This window comes from Stenotrophomonas sp. 112478_Sma, assembly GCF_056479905.1.
Map to the genome: position 1 here is coordinate 3,129,791 of NZ_CM151072.1, position 14,742 is coordinate 3,144,532.

Genomic DNA, 14,742 nt, shown 5'->3' on the forward strand with positions numbered 1-14,742 from the left:
CGCGCGCCACAGTGCAGCCATGGCAGGCAACGACGATCTTGTGGTGCTGCGCCCGGAAGGGCTGTACTGCGCTGCTGGCGATTTCCACATCGATCCCTGGCGGCCGGTGCCGCGCGCGGTCATCACCCATGGCCATGGTGACCACGCGCGCCCGGGCATGGGCGAATACCACTGCAGCACGGGCAGCGCGCCGATCCTGCGCTGGCGGCTGGGCGACGTACCGCTGCACGCGCATGCCGAGGGCGCATCCTTTACGCTGGGTCGGGTGCAGGTGTCACTGCATCCGGCCGGTCATGTGCTCGGCTCCTCGCAGGTGCGCATCGATGATGGCCGGCAGGTGTGGGTCGCCTCCGGTGACTACAAGCGCCAGCCCGACCCCACCTGTACGCCGTTCGAAGTGGTGCCCTGCGATACCTTCATCACCGAGGCGACCTTCGCCCTGCCCATCTACCGCTGGCCGGACACCGCAGCCGTGGCTGCCGAGATCGCGTCCTGGCGCGAGGAATGCGCGCAGCGCGGTGAAGCCGCCGTCCTGCTCTGCTACGCGTTGGGCAAGGCCCAGCGCGTGCTGGCCGAGCTGCTGGCACTGGGCGAACCGCCTGCATGGCTGCACGGTGCCATCGCCAATGGCGTGGCCGTCTATCGCGCTGCGGGCATCCCGATGCTGGACACGATCGCCGTCGCCGAACAGGGGCGCCAGGCCGATGCGGCCGGACGGCTGATCCTCGCCCCGCCCTCGGCCGCCGGCACGCCCTGGCTGCGCCGCTTCGGGCGCCACCAGCTGGGTTTCGCCTCCGGTTGGATGCAGCTGCGCGGAAACCGCCGGCGCCGCAACGTCGATCGTGGCTTCGTGATTTCCGACCACGCCGACTGGCCCGCGTTGCTGCGTACCATCGAGCAGACCGGCGCACGCCGCGTCATCGCGACGCATGGCAACACCGATGCGCTGATTCCGTTCCTGCGCGAACGCGGTGTCGCCGCGGAGGCTTTCCGCACCGATTTCGGGAGCGAGGAATGAAGGCCTTCGCCGCGCTGTACCAACGCCTCGATCGCAGCACCGCCACGCTGGACAAGCGCGCGGCGCTGGTCGATTACTTCCGTCACGCGCGACCGCACGATGCGGCCTGGGCCCTGTTCCTGCTCAGTGGTGGCAAGGTCGGGGGTGCGCGCCGGAAGATCGCTGCCAGCGGCGAGCTGCGCCGCTGGATCGGCGAGGAAGCCGGACTGCCTGCGTGGCTGGTCGAGGACAGCTATGCGCAGGTCGGCGATCTGGCGGAGACACTGACCCTGCTGCTGGACGACCCAACGGCAGTGGCGCCGGACCGCCCTCTGGCCGACTGGATCGAACAGCATCTGCTGGCCGTGGCCAATCAGCCCGAGCCCGAGCGACGTGCAGCCGTGGTCGAGGGCTGGCGCCAGCTGCCCGCGAACGAGCGCCTGGTGTTCAACAAGCTGCTGACCGGTGCACTGCGCGTCGGCGTGTCGCAGCGCCTGGTCCAGCAGGCGCTGGCCGAACTGTCCGGACTGGACATCGCGCGCATCGCGCAGCGCATGCTGGGCACCTGGGTGCCCTCGCCCACCCTGCTCGCACAGTTGCTGTCGCCGGAAGAACTGCCGCTGGACCGTCAGCAGCCGTATCCGTTCTTCCTCGCTTCGCCGCTGGAAGGTGAGCCCGGTGATCGCCTGGGCAGCATCGACGACTGGCTGCTGGAATGGAAATGGGACGGCATCCGCCTGCAGCTGCTGCGTCGTCGCGGCGAGGTGGCGCTGTGGTCGCGTGGCGAAGAGCGCCTGGACGGCCGGTTCCCCGAGATCGAGCAGGCCGCCGCACTGCTGCCGGAGGGATCGGTGCTGGATGGCGAACTGCTGGCCTGGGATGAGCCGGCCGATCTTCCGAAAGCCTTCACCGCCCTGCAGACCCGCATCCAGCGCCGCAAGCCGGGCGCCACCACGCTGCGTACGACACCGGTGCGGATGCTGGCCTACGACCTGCTCGAACGCGACGGCAACGACCTGCGCGCATTGCCGCTTCAGCAGAGGCGCGTGCAGCTGGCGGAGCTGCTCGGCACGCTCGGCGATGCGTGCATCCAGCTGTCGCCGGAGGTGCCCGCTGCGGACTGGGCACGGGCGGCCGCGCTGCGCGACGCGGCGCGCGAGCGCGGCGTGGAGGGCCTGATGCTGAAGCGCCGCAACTCGGCGTATCAGTCCGGCCGGCGCCGTGGTGACTGGTGGAAGTGGAAGGTCGATCCACTCACCATCGATGCCGTGCTGCTGTACGCACAGGCCGGCCATGGCCGGCGCAGCACGCTGTACACCGATTACACCTTCGGCGTATGGGACGGCGATGCGCTGGTTCCGGTGGCCAAGGCCTACTCGGGCCTGGACGATCAGGAAATCCTCGCCCTCGATCGCTGGATCCGCGCCAACACCCGCGAGCGCTTCGGGCCGGTACGCAGCGTCCGCGCCGAGCAGGTGTTCGAACTCGGCTTCGAGGCGGTCAACCGCAGTGCACGGCACAAATCAGGAATCGCCGTGCGTTTTCCGCGCATCCTGCGCTGGCGCCACGACAAGCCGGCCAGCGAGGCCGATCAGCTGGCGACGCTGCAGGCCCTGGCACGATGATGCGGAGCGAGGCCCTGCAGCGGCTGAACGGCTGGTTTGCCAGCCGCGGCTGGAAACCCCTGCCCTTCCAGCGCGCCATGTGGCGTCACTACCTGGCAGGCGAATCGGGCCTGCTGCATACCCCCACCGGCAGCGGCAAGACGCTGGCGATGTTCGGCGGACCGCTGCTGCAGGCGATGATCGCGCCCGCGCCCGCACCCGCCCGCCCCAGCGCGGTGCGCCCATTGCAGGTGCTGTGGGTGACCCCGCTGCGTGCCCTGGCCAGCGACACCGCACGCGCACTGCAATCGGTCGTCGATGGCCTGGGCCTGGGGTGGCGCGTAGGCCTGCGCAGCGGCGACGCCAGCCAGCGCGAGCGGCGCCTGGCGCGCGAAGGGCGCATCGACGTGCTGGTGACCACGCCCGAATCACTGGCACTGCTGCTCACCTACCCCGATACCCTGCCACGCATGCATCAGCTGCGCTGCGTGGTGGTCGACGAATGGCATGAACTGCTGGGCAACAAGCGCGGCGTGCTGCTGCAGCTGAATCTTGCACTGCTGCGCGACACCACGCCTGCGTTGCAGCTGTGGGGATTGTCGGCCACGCTGGGCAATCTGCCGCAGGCGCGCGACGTGCTGCTGCCGGACAGACCGGATGCACCCATCGTCGAAGGCGCGCGCCAGCGTCCGGTCACCGTCAGCAGCCTGCTGCCGGCACCGGGCGAGCGCTTTCCCTGGGCCGGACATCTTGGCCTGGCGCAGCTTCCGCGCGTGCTGGAAGCGCTGATGGCCGCGCGCAGCAGCCTGCTGTTCACCAACACGCGGGCGCAGGCCGAACTGTGGCACCAGGCGCTGGCGGCGGTGTGGCCGGAGGATGCCGCCACGCTGGCGTTGCACCACGGTTCGCTGGACCCCGCACTGCGTCAGCAGGTAGAAGACGGCCTGCGCGCCGGTGCGATGCGCTGCGTGGTTGCCACCTCCAGCCTGGATCTGGGCGTCGATTTTCCCGAAGTGGACCAGGTACTGCAGCTTGGCAGTCCGAAGGGCGTGGCGCGGCTGCGCCAGCGCGCCGGCCGTGCCAGGCATCGCCCCGGCGCCAGCGGCAGAATCCTGTGCGTGCCCAGCCATGCGCTGGAACTGGCCGAGTACGCCGCCGTACGCCGCGCGCTGCGCGACGGCGTGGTTGAAGCCAGGCGACCGCCAACCCTGTCGCTGGACGTGCTCGCCCAGCATGCGGTCAGCCGCGCGTTGGCGGGGGGATTCACCAGCCGCTCGCTGCTGGCGCAGGTGAGGCGCACGCACGCATTCGCGCAGCTGGGCGACGCGCAATGGCAGGCTGTCCTGGACTTCATCGTGCAGGGTGGACGGGCACTGGCGCAGTACCCGGACTTCCACAAGGTCGTGCTCGACGCGGACGGCTACCATCGCGTGCACGACCGCCGCCAGGCCCTGCGCCATCGCTTGTCAATCGGCACCATCAGCAGCGATGGCGCCGTGCGTGTGCAGTTCCTGCGCGGCGGTGGCCTCGGCTCGGTGGAAGAACAGTTCGCCAGCCGCCTGCGCAGAGGCGATCGATTCCAGTTCGCCGGGCGCATGCTGGAGCTGGTGCAGCTGCGCGACATGACCGCCTATGTGCGCCTGGCCCGCAAGGGCGGTGAAGGCACCGTCCCGCGCTGGCAGGGCGGCCAGCTGCCCCTGTCGATGCCGCTCGGGCGCGAGCTGGAAGCGGTGCTGTCCGGCGCGGACGACAGCGCCGAGTCGCGCTGGCTGGCCCCTCTGATGGCACTGCAGTCGCGCCTGTCTGCCCGGCCATCGCCTGCGCACCTGCTGCTGGAAGACGTGCGCCGCCGCGAAGGCCAGTTCGTGTTCGTCTATCCCTTTGCCGGACGCCACATCCACGAGGCACTGGCGGCGTTGCTGGCGCTGCGCTGCACGCGCCGGCAGCGCAACAGCATCGGCTATGCCGTCAATGACCACGGGCTGGTGCTGGCACCGACGCAGCCGATCGAGCTGCAGGCGGAGCAATGGAAGGAACTGTTCGCGGCCGATCAGCTGCTTGAGGACCTGCGTGCCGCCGTCAATCTGGGCGAGCTCGCGCGACGCCAGTTCCGCGGAATCGCACGCGTCGCTGGCCTGCTGGTACCCAGCCTGCCCGGTGGCGCGCCGCGCTCGCTGCGCCAGCTGCAGGCCTCGGCCGGACTGCTGTACGACGTGCTGCGCGAGCACGACCCCGAGCATCTGCTGCTGGCATTGGCCGAGCATGAAGTGCTGCAGGACAGCCTGGATCTGCCGGGCCTGCAGCAGGTGCTCGAACGCATCGGCACGCAGTCACTGTCACTGCAGCATCCCGCCTCGCTGACACCGCTGGGCTTCCCGCTGTGGGCCGAGCGCCTGCGAGGACAGTTCAGCAATGAAGACTGGCGCACCCGCGTGCTGCGTGCCGCACAGCAGCTGGAGAGACGCCATGGCCGATGAGCTGGCCGTGACGCTGGGCGGTGAACCCATGCTGCTGCTCGGTGCGCGCGCACTGTGGTGGCCGGCCCGGCAGGCCTTGCTGATCGCCGACCTGCACCTGGGCAAGGCCGACCTGTTCCGCCGCGCCGGCATCGCGCTGCCGTCCGGCGGCACCCGCGACGACCTGCAGCGCCTGCAGAGGCTGGTGCAGGCAAGGGCTTGCCGCGAGCTGTGGATACTGGGCGATGTGCTGCATGGGCCGGCGCATCGTGCGGCGTGGTACCGGCAATGGCTGGGATGGCGAGAGCAGCACTCCGCGCTGGCGGTGCATGTGATACGCGGCAATCATGATCGGCACCTGCCGCACGCGGCGCTGCAGGTGGAGCTGCATGAGGAGGTGCAGCTGGGCGCGTTCCTGCTGTGCCATGAACCACGGCACATGCCCGCGGCGCACGTCATTGCCGGCCATATCCATCCGCAGATCGCACTGCCGGCGCTGCGCCGCCGCTTTCCGGCATTCTGGCTCCGCGAAGGATTGACGGTGCTGCCGGCATTCTCCGCCTTCACCGGCGGCTGGGTCATCGCACCGGCGCAGGGTGAACGGCGCATCGCCTGTGTCGAACAGGGTCTGGTGGCGATGCCTGGCCGGTAAGGCCAGCGGGCGCGACGGTCAGGCCGGCCGGACGCCCGCCAGCGCCGGCATCAGATGGAAATCGGGCGTGTCGTTGCTCTGCCGGCGCGGCAGTGCCTGGACGGCCGACAGCATTTCCTGCGCGCAGGCGCGGATGTGCGTGTGGTGTTCCGGCAGCGCATGACTGATCAGGCTGCCCACATGGAACTCGAACACATCCTCCAGAACGTCGGGCTGGTCCTCGTGCAGCATCTGCAGCAATCCCCGCAGCTTGCAGATTTCCGATTCCAGCTCTTCGACCGCGAACAACATGGCGTCCTCCTCGTGAACTCGCAGCACATCCGGGCCGCAGCAGGCCGCGACGGCGGCGCCACCCGGGCCACGCGATGTTCGAATCACGGAGAGGAAAACGGGCGACGCAGCTGTGGCGTGCTTCACTCTTGTCGCACAGACGCGGTGAGGTAACCGTTAATTCACGTGATGATGCGATTCACGCAGCCGCCGTGGCAGCCTGCGTGGCAAGCGCAACGGGCGGCCGGGCCAGGGCTTCGAGGAAGGCTGGATCCAGAGCAAGCGAACCGAACCAGCCGTGCTGGGTTCCACTGAGCACCCGCAGCATGTGCCCGCGTCCCCCCGGCAGCCGCCCCATCGGGCCAAGCAGTGCGTCGCGCGCCTTGGCCCACGCATCGCGATCGGACTGGAACAGCGGCGTCAGCCAGCGGCTCCAGCGCTGGTACACCGCCACATGCGCACGTCGCTGCGCCTGGTAAGCCTGCAGTGCCGTCTCACCAGCGCCATGCACACGCAGCGCGTCTCGCAGCGCCAGCGCATCGAGCAGCGCCATGTTCACCCCCTGCCCCAGCTGCGGGCTCATCGCGTGCGCTGCATCGCCGACCAGGACCATGCGCCCCTGATGCCAACGGGTCATCACCGCATCGCGGTAAACCGCCCGGGACAGCTGTCCGGCATCGTGCAGGTGATCGAAGCGTGCGCTGGCCTCGGGCCAGAGCGCATGCAGTTCCTGCAGCCACGGTTGCATGCCTTCATCTTCCCAACGCGCGAAGTCGGCGCGTGGCAGGCTCCAGAAAAAACTCAGGCGCGGGGTGTCATCACCCGGACGCGTGCCCACCGGCAACAGGCCGATCATCTTGCGCGCGGCGACGTAGCGTTGGCGCAGCTGCTGCACGTGCGGCCACTCTCCGGCCGGCAGCAGGCACCACAATGCGCCCCACGGATAGACGCGGTCGAGGCCAGCGCCGCCGGCAATGGTCGCGCGCAGGGACGACGCTGCGCCGTCGGCCGCCACCACCAGGTCAAACGGGCCATGGGTGCGGCCTTCGTTGTCGCGCAGTTGCCCCCGCGCGGTATCGACCGCGTCGATGGTGGTCCCCGCATGCAGTTGGCCGGCGCCATCGCGGGCCTGGTCCAGCAGCGAGAACAGGGCGCCGCGCTGCATGCCCAGACCGTGCAGGCGGACATCGAGGCCGCCATAGCCCATGTCCATCACCGCACGTCCGCACGGCGTGTCGCCATAAAGCCGATGCACCGGCGCGGCATGCGCGCGCACGGCCTCCAGCAGTCCCATCTGCCACAGCACCTGCAGGCCGCTGGGCTGCAACAGGAAACCGGCGCCGACCGGCCCAGGGGTCGGCACGCGCTCGAAGATCTCAACGTCGTGCCCGTCGCGGGTCAGCAGGATGGCCATCGCCTGGCCAGCGGTGCCGTATCCAATCACGGCAATGCGAAGTCGTTCCGTCATCCGCACATTGTGCCCCAGCCGGATCCGGATCGTTCTCCAAGCCGCGCGCGGGCGGGCCGCCCTGCCGGCGAAGTAAACGAGGAGGCGACGGTCGAAGGCCGGCGCCGGGGGACATTCGCCGGCAGGGCGGCCCGCCCGCGCGCGGCTTGGGTTCGGTCCCATGCGATGGGCGCAAAAAAAAACCCCGCCGGAGCGGGGTTCTCAACGCACTGTCGAGTGGATCACTCGGCCGGCGTGATGTTCGAAGCCTGGGCACCCTTCGGGCCCTGGGTCACGTCATAGGTGACACGCTGGCCTTCCTGCAGGCTGCGGAAGCCCTTGGAGTTGATGGCGGAGAAGTGCGCGAACACGTCGGCGCTGCCATCCTCCGGCGAGATGAAGCCAAATCCCTTGGCGTCGTTGAACCACTTGACGGTACCGTTCGGCATGGTGATGCGAGACCTTATGCAATGAATGGGTGGTGTACGCTGAACCCGCGTACCGGCTGAGTATGCAAAGCTTGCTCGGCGAAGACAATCACCCCCGTGCCAATTCGCCGATCAGTTCCGGAAGTCCATTGCTCGCCGCCTGCACATTGGCCAGCACTTCGGCCATCGTGATCTCCTCGCCATCACCACAGCCCGCGGCCCAGTTCGCCACGATCGCCAGGCACGCGTAATCCAGTCCCAACTCCCGCGCCAGCGCGGCTTCGGGCATTCCGGTCATGCCCACCAGATCGCAGCCATCGCGCCGCATGCGGGCGATTTCCGCGATGGTTTCCAGCCTCGGCCCCTGCGTCGCACCGTAGCAGCCACCGTCATGGACCGTGACACCCGTCACTTTGGCCGCGGCCAGAATCTTGCTCCGCAGCATCGGCGTGTACGGGTGGCCGAAGTCCACATGCAGCACTTCGGTACCCTCTTCTTCACAGATCGTGCTGATCCGGCCCCAGGTGTAGTCGATGATCTGGTCCGGGCAGGCCAGCACGCGCGGCCCGACCTGCTCGGTGATGCCCCCGACGGTGTTCAGCGCCAGCACGCGCTGGGCGCCGATCTGCTGCAGCGCAGCCAGATTGGCGCGGTAGTTGATCTTGTGCGGCGGCAGCGAGTGGCCCTCGCCATGGCGCGCAAGGAACGCCACGCGGTTGCCCAGCAGCGTGCCCACGCGCACCGGGCCGGAGGGACGGCCGAAGCGGGTCTCGACCTCGTGGGTCTGCACATCGTCGAGCTTGGCCAGGTTGTAGACACCGGTACCGCCGATCACGGCCAGGGCGATCTGTTGCATCGAAAGCACTCCAGAGAAAGACGAACGCCGGCACCCGAGGATGCCGGCGGCGGCAAAGGACGGCCGCGGACGGCCGTGCCTGTTATTCCTTCATCGCGTAGATGGCCGGCACGCAGCGCAGGGTCTCGTTGACGTCCATGCCGAAACCGAACACGTAGCGGTCGGGCAGTTCGATGCCGGCGTAGTCAGCCGTCACATCCGGCAGCCCGCGATCGTGCTTCTTCACCGTCATCGCTGCGATGCGCACGTCGGTCGCGCCCTGTTCCAGGCACCAGGTGCGCACGCCCTGCAGGGTGTAGCCCTCATCGAGGATGTCATCGACCAGCAGCACACGGCGGCCGAACAGCGCGGTGGCCGGCTTGTGCTTCCACACCAGGTCGCCGCCGGTGGTTTCACCGCGATAGCGGGTGGCGTGCAGGTAATCGAACTGCACGTCCTGGCCGCGCGCACCCAGCTCCAGCGCCAGCTGGCCGGCGAACGGCAGCGCACCGTGCATGATCGACAGGAACAGTGGCACCTCGCCCTTGTAATCGCGCGCGATGGCGTCGGCGATACCGGCGATGGCCTTGTCGATGGTGGGGCGGTCAACCAGCAGGTCGGCCTGGGCCAGGGCCTGGGAAATGGTGAGGTTCGGCATCAGACGGTTCTTCCAAGGGTTTCAAGCAGACGGGATTGAGTGTCGCCATGGCGGGCATCGGCCAGCAGGCCATCCCAGCCAAGCGCGCCGCGGCCGAGCAGGCCAAGCAGCGCAGCGGTATTGAGGGAGCGTCCCTGCACCGCGTGCAGGGCTTCATCGACCAGCTCCGGATGGCAGACCAGCACGACGTCGCAGCCCGCATCCAGGTGCGCGTGCACGCGTGCCGCAACGCCACCGGCATGGTGCGAAGCGGCCATGCCGATGTCGTCGGAGAACACCACGCCGCGGAAGGCCAGCTCGCCACGCAGCACCTCCTGGATCCAGCGCGGCGAATAGCCGGCCGGTTCCGGCGCCACCTGCGGGTAGATCACGTGCGCCATCATCACGGCGTCGGCACCGGCGGCAACACCGGCCCGGAACGGCACCAGGTCCTGCGCGCGCAGTTCGTCCAGCGTCCGCGGATCGACCGCGGTATCGACATGGGTGTCTTCCAGCACGGTGCCATGGCCGGGAAAATGCTTGAGGGTGGCCGCCATGCCGGCCGCGTGCATGCCGCGTACGTAGGCCTCGGTGAACGCAGCCACGACCTGCGGGTCTTCACTGAAAGCGCGGTTGCCGATCGCAAGGTTGCCACGGCCCAGGTCGACCACCGGGGCAAAGCTCAGGTCCACGCCACTGGCGCGCACTTCGCTGGCCATCAGCCAGGCGTGCTGCTCGGCCAGCGCCAACGCGGCGCCGGGATCCTTCGCATAGCCGGCACCGATCTCCTGCAGCGGCGGCAGATCGCTGTAGCCCTTGCGGAAACGCTGCACGCGACCGCCTTCCTGGTCGACGCAGATCAGCTGCGGGCGCGGCGCGGCCTCGCGGATCGCGGCGCTGAGCTCGCTCACCTGCTGGCGGGAGGCGAAGTTGCGCGTGAACAGCACCACCCCGGCAACGGCATCGTGCTGCAGCCAGTCGCGTTCCTGGGGGGTCAGTTCAGTGCCGGCAACGCCGATCAGCAGCATGGTCGTTCTCCACAACGGGCGCCCGCATGGCGCAGTGCCGCATTGTCGCAGAACCGGCCGTTGGACGCAGGTGGGGGCGTCCATCGCGCGCCCCCTCGAAGGATCAGACCCTGCAGCCGTCCGCGCCACAGGCGTCGTCGCCACTGCGCCCGGTTGCCGTGCCCTGCTCCGCCGCGATCTGCCGCAGCGCCTGGGCGAAGGCTTCCGGAGGCTGGGCGCCGGAGATCGCCCAGCGGCCGTCGATCACGAAGGTCGGCACCGAGGAAACACCCAGCGCACGGGCCTGGTCCAGTCCCGCTTCGACCTCGGCCAGGCCGCGTGAAGAGGCCAGCATCTGGGCGATCTCTGCCGCATCCAGTCCGCCTGCCACACCGGCCCGGGTCAGCACCTCTGTGTCCGCCAGATTCTGGCCGTGCTCGAAATGGGCGCGGAACAGCGCCTCTCCGACCGCGTCCTGCACACCGTGCTGGCCGGCCAGCCACAGCAGCCGGTGCGCTGGCAGGGTGGTCACCCGCACCTGGCCCTGGCTGAAGTCCATGGGCAGGCCTTCGCCACGGGCGGTGGCCTGGGTCTGGCCGAGAATCTGCTCTGTGCGCTCGACACCGCCGAACTTGCGCGCATACGCCTCGCGCAGCGGCACCGGCGTGGTGCCCGCATCCGGGTCCAGCTGGAACGGCTGCCAGTGGATGTCGAGTACTGGGGCATCGGCCCCCAGCAACTGCACCCCCTGCTGGAAACGGTGCTTGCCGATCCAGCACCAGGGACAGACCACGTCGGAGTAGATGTCGATTCTCATCCCACCGACATGGGGTCCGGGCGCCCCGAAAAAAGGGGGAACGCCCCTTTCACCAGCGTGAATAGGGATGACTGGCCAGTGCGACGTTGTAGTAGCGCGGGTCGTCGGTGACCTCCGCGCCGGCCCAGTCCGGCAGGACGATGGCCTGCCCGGCGCTTTCCAGCTCGACTTCGGCCACCACCAGGCCGGCGTTGTCACCCAGGAACTCATCCACTTCCCAGGTCAGGCCGGCATGCTCGACCAGGTGGCGACGCTTGTCGATCAGGCCCCCCACGCACAGCGCCAGCAGCGCGCGCGCATCCTCCACCGGAATCGGGTAATCAAACTCCTGGCGGGTATGGCCGATCGTGCGCGACTTCAGGTTCAGCGCGGCGTGCTCACCTTCGATGCGCACCCGCACGGACGCGTTCTGGCGGCCGCTGTCGAGCGCGCCCAGATCGTTGATGTAGCCCTGCGCCATCGGAATCACCCGGTGTGCGGCCGCACGCCAGCCGTCGCTGCTGACGAGGAATTTGCGTTCGATCTCGATGCCCATCGCGCCATTATGCGCGATGGGCATGACAGCGGGTCAGCGCTTTTCGAACACCGCGATGCTTTCCACGTGCGCGGTGTGCGGGAACATGTCCATGGCGCCGGCACTGACCAGGCTGAAGCCCTGCTCGTTCACCAGATAACCCGCGTCCCGGGCCAGCGATCCCGGATGGCAGCTGACGTACACGATGCGCTTGAACTGCTTCAACGGCAGCTGCTGCAGCACCTCGATCGCGCCCGAGCGCGGCGGGTCCAGCAACAGCTTGTCGAAGCCCTGGCGCATCCACGGCGTGGCGCGCTGGTCCTGGGTCAGGTCGGCGCTGTAGAACTGGGCGTTGCCCAGCCCGTTGCGCTCGGCGTTCTCACGTGCGCGGGCAACGAGGCCCGCGTCGCCTTCCACGCCCACCACCTCGCGCACTCGGCGCGCCAGCGGCAGGGTGAAGTTGCCCAGCCCGCAGAACAGGTCCAGCACGCGCTCGTCCTCACCCGGCTCCAGCAGATCCAGGGTGTGAGCGATCATCTTCTCGTTGAGCTTGGCATTGACCTGGATGAAATCCAGTGGCCGGAATGCCAGTTCGACATCCCACGGCGCCAGCCGGAACGACAGCGGCACGCCCTGCCCGTCCAGCGGATGGACGGTGTCCACGCCACCGGGTTGCAGGTAGATGGCGAATCCGTGCTGCTGGCCGAAGCTGGCCCATGCGGCGCGGTCGGCATCACTGAGCGGCTGCAGATGACGCACGGTCAGCGCGATGGCCTGGTCACCGCCGATGAACTCGATCTGCGGGATGTCGCGCTTGCCGTCGAGCGACTCGATGAAGGTCGACAGCGCCTGCACCTTGGTGCCCACTTCGGGGATCACGGTCAGGCACTGGCTGAGATCGGCGACGAAGCGCGGGTCCTGTTCACGGAAGCCGACCAGGGTCTTGTCCTTCTTCTCGACGCGGCGCACCGAGAAACGCCCCTTGCGGCGGTATCCCCAGCTGTCGCCGACCAGCGGTGGCAGCACGCGGCCCGGCTTCACGTGACCGATGCGTTCCAGGTTGTCCATCAGCACGCGCTGCTTGGCAACGATCTGCTGGTCTTCATCCAGGTGCTGCAGCACGCAGCCGGCGCAGGTGCCGAAATGCGGGCACTTCGGCGTCACCCGCTGTGGCGAGGCCTGCAGCACTTCCACGGTGCGTGCTTCGTCGAAATGGCGGCTGCGGGCGGTCTGTTCAGCCATGACCACCTCGCCCGGCAGAGCGCCGCTGATGAAGGTGACCTTGCCACCTTCGCCTTCACGGCGGGCGACGCCGCGACCATCATGGCTGAGGTCGAGGATCTCGGTCTGGAACGGGGTACGGTCGATGCGGGAGCGGGATCGGGCCACGTGGCAACAGGCTGCGGGCGAAAATGGGCGCGTATTGTCGCAGATCCTGACCGGCGGGGCCTGCCGCCGCTTGCGCCAGCCGCCGCCGTGCTTGATGATGTCAACCAGCTGACATGGAGGCAGCCCCTGATGCAGATGACCCCGCGGGCCGGTCGGCCCCGCTTCCTGCTTGTCGAGGACGACATCATCAGCCGCGGGTTTTTCAAGGCGGCGTTGGAAACCCTGCCGGCGGACGTCGATACCGCGGACTCCCTTGCCAGTGCCCTGGCAAGCGCCGAGCCCGGGGCTCACGACCTGTGGCTGATCGACGTCAACCTGCCCGACGGCAATGGCGCGCAGCTGCTGCGCGAACTGCGCCGTTCGCATCCGGACACGCCTGCCCTGGCGCATACCGCCGACGGCGACACGTCCATCCATGCGCGCCTGCGTGAGGCCGGTTTCAGCGACACCCTGGTCAAACCGCTCGGCCGCGACCAGTTGCTGAAGGCGGTCCGCCGCGCCCTGGTCAACTCGCCGGCCGGCATCGCCGTCGCTCCGGCCCCCGCTGCGATCGAGCTGAACGGGCAGGACTGGGACGAGACCGCCGCTCTGGCCGCTCTCAATGGCCAGCGCAACCACCTGATCGCCCTGCGCGAGCTGTTCCTCGCGGAACTGCCGGGCGTCCGCGATGCGGTGGAGCAGGCCGTGGACCAGCATGACGAACGCCAGCTTCGCAGCCAGCTGCACCGGCTGCAGGCAAGCTGCGGCTTCGTCGGTGCCGCACGGCTGGGCCGCGCGGTGCGCCAGCTGCACCACATGCCGGAGTCGGACCTGGCACAAGCGGGCTTCCGCGCCGCGGTAGCGGCACTGCTGCACTGAGGGTTGCCCGGCACGGATGCGCCCTGCCCCGTCGGATATCGAAATCAATCCGGGGTCAGATCCCTTTCCCTGCGGAAGACGGATCTGCCCCCCGCCCGCCTACCGCCGGGGGGCCAACTGCTCCAGCAGCTCCCAGGACTTCAGCCCCCGTGGCCCCAGGTGGTGCGCCAGCACCCGCCGCATGGGCAGCCGCAGGCTCGCCAGATCGGCAGGCCCCGGCTCCTCGTCGGCCGCCAGCGCCAACAGCGCCGAACCGGTGGCCGCCGCACTGCGCTCTCCACCGCGCTCGCTGAGCAGCCGTTGCGGCCCTTCCTGCGGATCCAGCGCATAACGCGCTGCCGGATCGATCGGCTGACCATCGCTGGCGCTTTCCAGATCGAAACCGAGCCCCAGTGCGGCAAGCAGCTCGCGCTCGAAGCGGCGCAGCGTCCAGGCCAGTCCGGCGCCCACTGCCAGCCGCGCGCGTGCCTCGCCGTACGCCAGATACACCTCCGGCAACGGATCCTGGCGTGGCGCCAGCCGCAGCGTCAGTTCACTCAGGTAGAAGCCGGCCAGCATGGCCTGGCCGACCAGCCGCGGCGCCGCGTCCAGCGCTTCGGCGGCACGCAGCTGCGCCAGTTCGCCGCGCTGCTGTGCGCTGAAGCGGATCCACTGCAGCGGCTGCAGGGCCGCGCGCAACACCTGGCCCTTGGCCGTGGACACGCCGCGCGCAAGCAGGCCGATCCGGCCATGCTCCGCGCTCAGCACCTCCACCAGCAGGCTGGTTTCGCGATAGGCCCGTGCATGCAGCACGAACCCCGTGTCGTCCTCGATGATCACCGAAGCGATCGC

Annotated in this window: 15 protein-coding genes; 5 read left to right on the forward strand and 10 right to left on the reverse strand. The window is 68.9% G+C overall.

The window, feature by feature from the left end:
- Positions 1-19 precede the first annotated feature (19 nt).
- From ACZK08_RS14375 to pdeM, 4 genes are read left to right on the forward strand one after another with little or no spacing between them, the layout of a single operon-like run.
- Complete coding sequence (locus ACZK08_RS14375) at positions 20-1,018, forward strand: ligase-associated DNA damage response exonuclease (protein ID WP_065181813.1); 999 nt, start codon at positions 20-22, stop codon at positions 1,016-1,018.
- Positions 1,015-2,622 (forward strand): ATP-dependent DNA ligase, encoded by a 1,608-nt coding sequence (locus ACZK08_RS14380; protein ID WP_065181812.1) that lies wholly within the window; start codon positions 1,015-1,017, stop codon positions 2,620-2,622. The genes ACZK08_RS14375 and ACZK08_RS14380 overlap by 4 nt, the downstream gene beginning before the upstream one ends.
- Entirely contained in the window at positions 2,619-5,078 is a 2,460-nt protein-coding gene (locus tag ACZK08_RS14385) for a ligase-associated DNA damage response DEXH box helicase (protein WP_478452244.1), read from the forward strand. The genes ACZK08_RS14380 and ACZK08_RS14385 overlap by 4 nt, the downstream gene beginning before the upstream one ends.
- Positions 5,068-5,709: a ligase-associated DNA damage response endonuclease PdeM gene (pdeM, locus tag ACZK08_RS14390; protein WP_065181810.1), complete on the forward strand. Its 642-nt coding sequence runs from the start codon at positions 5,068-5,070 to the stop codon at positions 5,707-5,709. The genes ACZK08_RS14385 and pdeM overlap by 11 nt, the downstream gene beginning before the upstream one ends.
- Before the next feature lie 18 nt (positions 5,710-5,727).
- Here pdeM and ACZK08_RS14395 read toward each other — a convergent pair whose 3' ends face one another.
- From ACZK08_RS14395 to rlmD, 9 genes are all read right to left on the reverse strand, one after another.
- Complete coding sequence (locus ACZK08_RS14395; protein WP_053519542.1) at positions 5,728-6,000, reverse strand: hypothetical protein; 273 nt, start codon at positions 5,998-6,000, stop codon at positions 5,728-5,730.
- A gap of 178 nt (positions 6,001-6,178) precedes the next feature.
- Entirely contained in the window at positions 6,179-7,447 is a 1,269-nt protein-coding gene (locus ACZK08_RS14400; RefSeq protein ID WP_065174844.1) for an FAD-dependent oxidoreductase, read from the reverse strand.
- Positions 7,448-7,668: 221 nt separating this feature from the next.
- Positions 7,669-7,875 carry a cold-shock protein gene (locus ACZK08_RS14405; protein ID WP_005410590.1) on the reverse strand — a complete coding sequence of 69 codons (207 nt, stop codon included), beginning with the start codon at positions 7,873-7,875 and terminating at the stop codon, positions 7,669-7,671.
- 88 nt (positions 7,876-7,963) lie between these two features.
- Entirely contained in the window at positions 7,964-8,710 is a 747-nt protein-coding gene (locus tag ACZK08_RS14410) for an S-methyl-5'-thioinosine phosphorylase (RefSeq protein WP_053520226.1), read from the reverse strand.
- Between the two features lie 82 nt (positions 8,711-8,792).
- On the reverse strand, positions 8,793-9,347 hold the full coding sequence (locus ACZK08_RS14415; protein ID WP_053520227.1) for a hypoxanthine-guanine phosphoribosyltransferase: 555 nt from the start codon (positions 9,345-9,347) through the stop codon (positions 8,793-8,795).
- Positions 9,347-10,354, reverse strand: coding sequence for a beta-N-acetylhexosaminidase (gene nagZ / locus ACZK08_RS14420; RefSeq protein WP_065181809.1), 1,008 nt, complete (start codon positions 10,352-10,354; stop codon positions 9,347-9,349). The genes ACZK08_RS14415 and nagZ overlap by 1 nt, the downstream gene beginning before the upstream one ends.
- Positions 10,355-10,457: 103 nt before the next feature.
- Complete coding sequence (locus ACZK08_RS14425; protein WP_053520229.1) at positions 10,458-11,150, reverse strand: DsbA family oxidoreductase; 693 nt, start codon at positions 11,148-11,150, stop codon at positions 10,458-10,460.
- A gap of 49 nt (positions 11,151-11,199) precedes the next feature.
- Complete coding sequence (locus ACZK08_RS14430; protein ID WP_053520230.1) at positions 11,200-11,685, reverse strand: CYTH domain-containing protein; 486 nt, start codon at positions 11,683-11,685, stop codon at positions 11,200-11,202.
- A gap of 33 nt (positions 11,686-11,718) precedes the next feature.
- Positions 11,719-13,053 (reverse strand): 23S rRNA (uracil(1939)-C(5))-methyltransferase RlmD, encoded by a 1,335-nt coding sequence (gene rlmD / locus ACZK08_RS14435; RefSeq protein ID WP_065181808.1) that lies wholly within the window; start codon positions 13,051-13,053, stop codon positions 11,719-11,721.
- Positions 13,054-13,182: 129 nt separating this feature from the next.
- Here rlmD and ACZK08_RS14440 point away from each other — a divergent pair, with 129 nt between their 5' ends.
- Positions 13,183-13,911, forward strand: a complete 729-nt coding sequence (locus ACZK08_RS14440) for a response regulator (protein WP_053520232.1) — start codon at positions 13,183-13,185, stop codon at positions 13,909-13,911.
- Between the two features lie 99 nt (positions 13,912-14,010).
- Here the strand turns inward: ACZK08_RS14440 and recO are convergent, their stop codons facing one another.
- Positions 14,011-14,730 (reverse strand): DNA repair protein RecO, encoded by a 720-nt coding sequence (gene recO, locus ACZK08_RS14445; RefSeq protein WP_053520233.1) that lies wholly within the window; start codon positions 14,728-14,730, stop codon positions 14,011-14,013.
- Between the last annotated feature and the right edge of the window lie 12 nt (positions 14,731-14,742).

What these genes read in the sequence shown, in the direction of transcription:
- pdeM (WP_065181810.1), top strand. Translation starts at nt 5,068, where the DNA reads ATGGCCGATGAGCTGGCCGTGACGCTGGGCGGTGAACCCATGCTGCTG.
- ACZK08_RS14410 (WP_053520226.1), bottom strand. Translation starts at nt 8,710, where the DNA reads ATGCAACAGATCGCCCTGGCCGTGATCGGCGGTACCGGTGTCTACAAC.
- ACZK08_RS14430 (WP_053520230.1), bottom strand. Translation starts at nt 11,685, where the DNA reads ATGGGCATCGAGATCGAACGCAAATTCCTCGTCAGCAGCGACGGCTGG.
- ACZK08_RS14385 (WP_478452244.1), top strand. Translation starts at nt 2,619, where the DNA reads ATGATGCGGAGCGAGGCCCTGCAGCGGCTGAACGGCTGGTTTGCCAGC.
- ACZK08_RS14380 (WP_065181812.1), top strand. Translation starts at nt 1,015, where the DNA reads ATGAAGGCCTTCGCCGCGCTGTACCAACGCCTCGATCGCAGCACCGCC.
- ACZK08_RS14440 (WP_053520232.1), top strand. Translation starts at nt 13,183, where the DNA reads ATGCAGATGACCCCGCGGGCCGGTCGGCCCCGCTTCCTGCTTGTCGAG.
- ACZK08_RS14405 (WP_005410590.1), bottom strand. Translation starts at nt 7,875, where the DNA reads ATGCCGAACGGTACCGTCAAGTGGTTCAACGACGCCAAGGGATTTGGC.
- ACZK08_RS14415 (WP_053520227.1), bottom strand. Translation starts at nt 9,347, where the DNA reads ATGCCGAACCTCACCATTTCCCAGGCCCTGGCCCAGGCCGACCTGCTG.
- nagZ (WP_065181809.1), bottom strand. Translation starts at nt 10,354, where the DNA reads ATGCTGCTGATCGGCGTTGCCGGCACTGAACTGACCCCCCAGGAACGC.
- ACZK08_RS14395 (WP_053519542.1), bottom strand. Translation starts at nt 6,000, where the DNA reads ATGTTGTTCGCGGTCGAAGAGCTGGAATCGGAAATCTGCAAGCTGCGG.
- ACZK08_RS14400 (WP_065174844.1), bottom strand. Translation starts at nt 7,447, where the DNA reads ATGACGGAACGACTTCGCATTGCCGTGATTGGATACGGCACCGCTGGC.
- ACZK08_RS14425 (WP_053520229.1), bottom strand. Translation starts at nt 11,150, where the DNA reads ATGAGAATCGACATCTACTCCGACGTGGTCTGTCCCTGGTGCTGGATC.
- ACZK08_RS14375 (WP_065181813.1), top strand. Translation starts at nt 20, where the DNA reads ATGGCAGGCAACGACGATCTTGTGGTGCTGCGCCCGGAAGGGCTGTAC.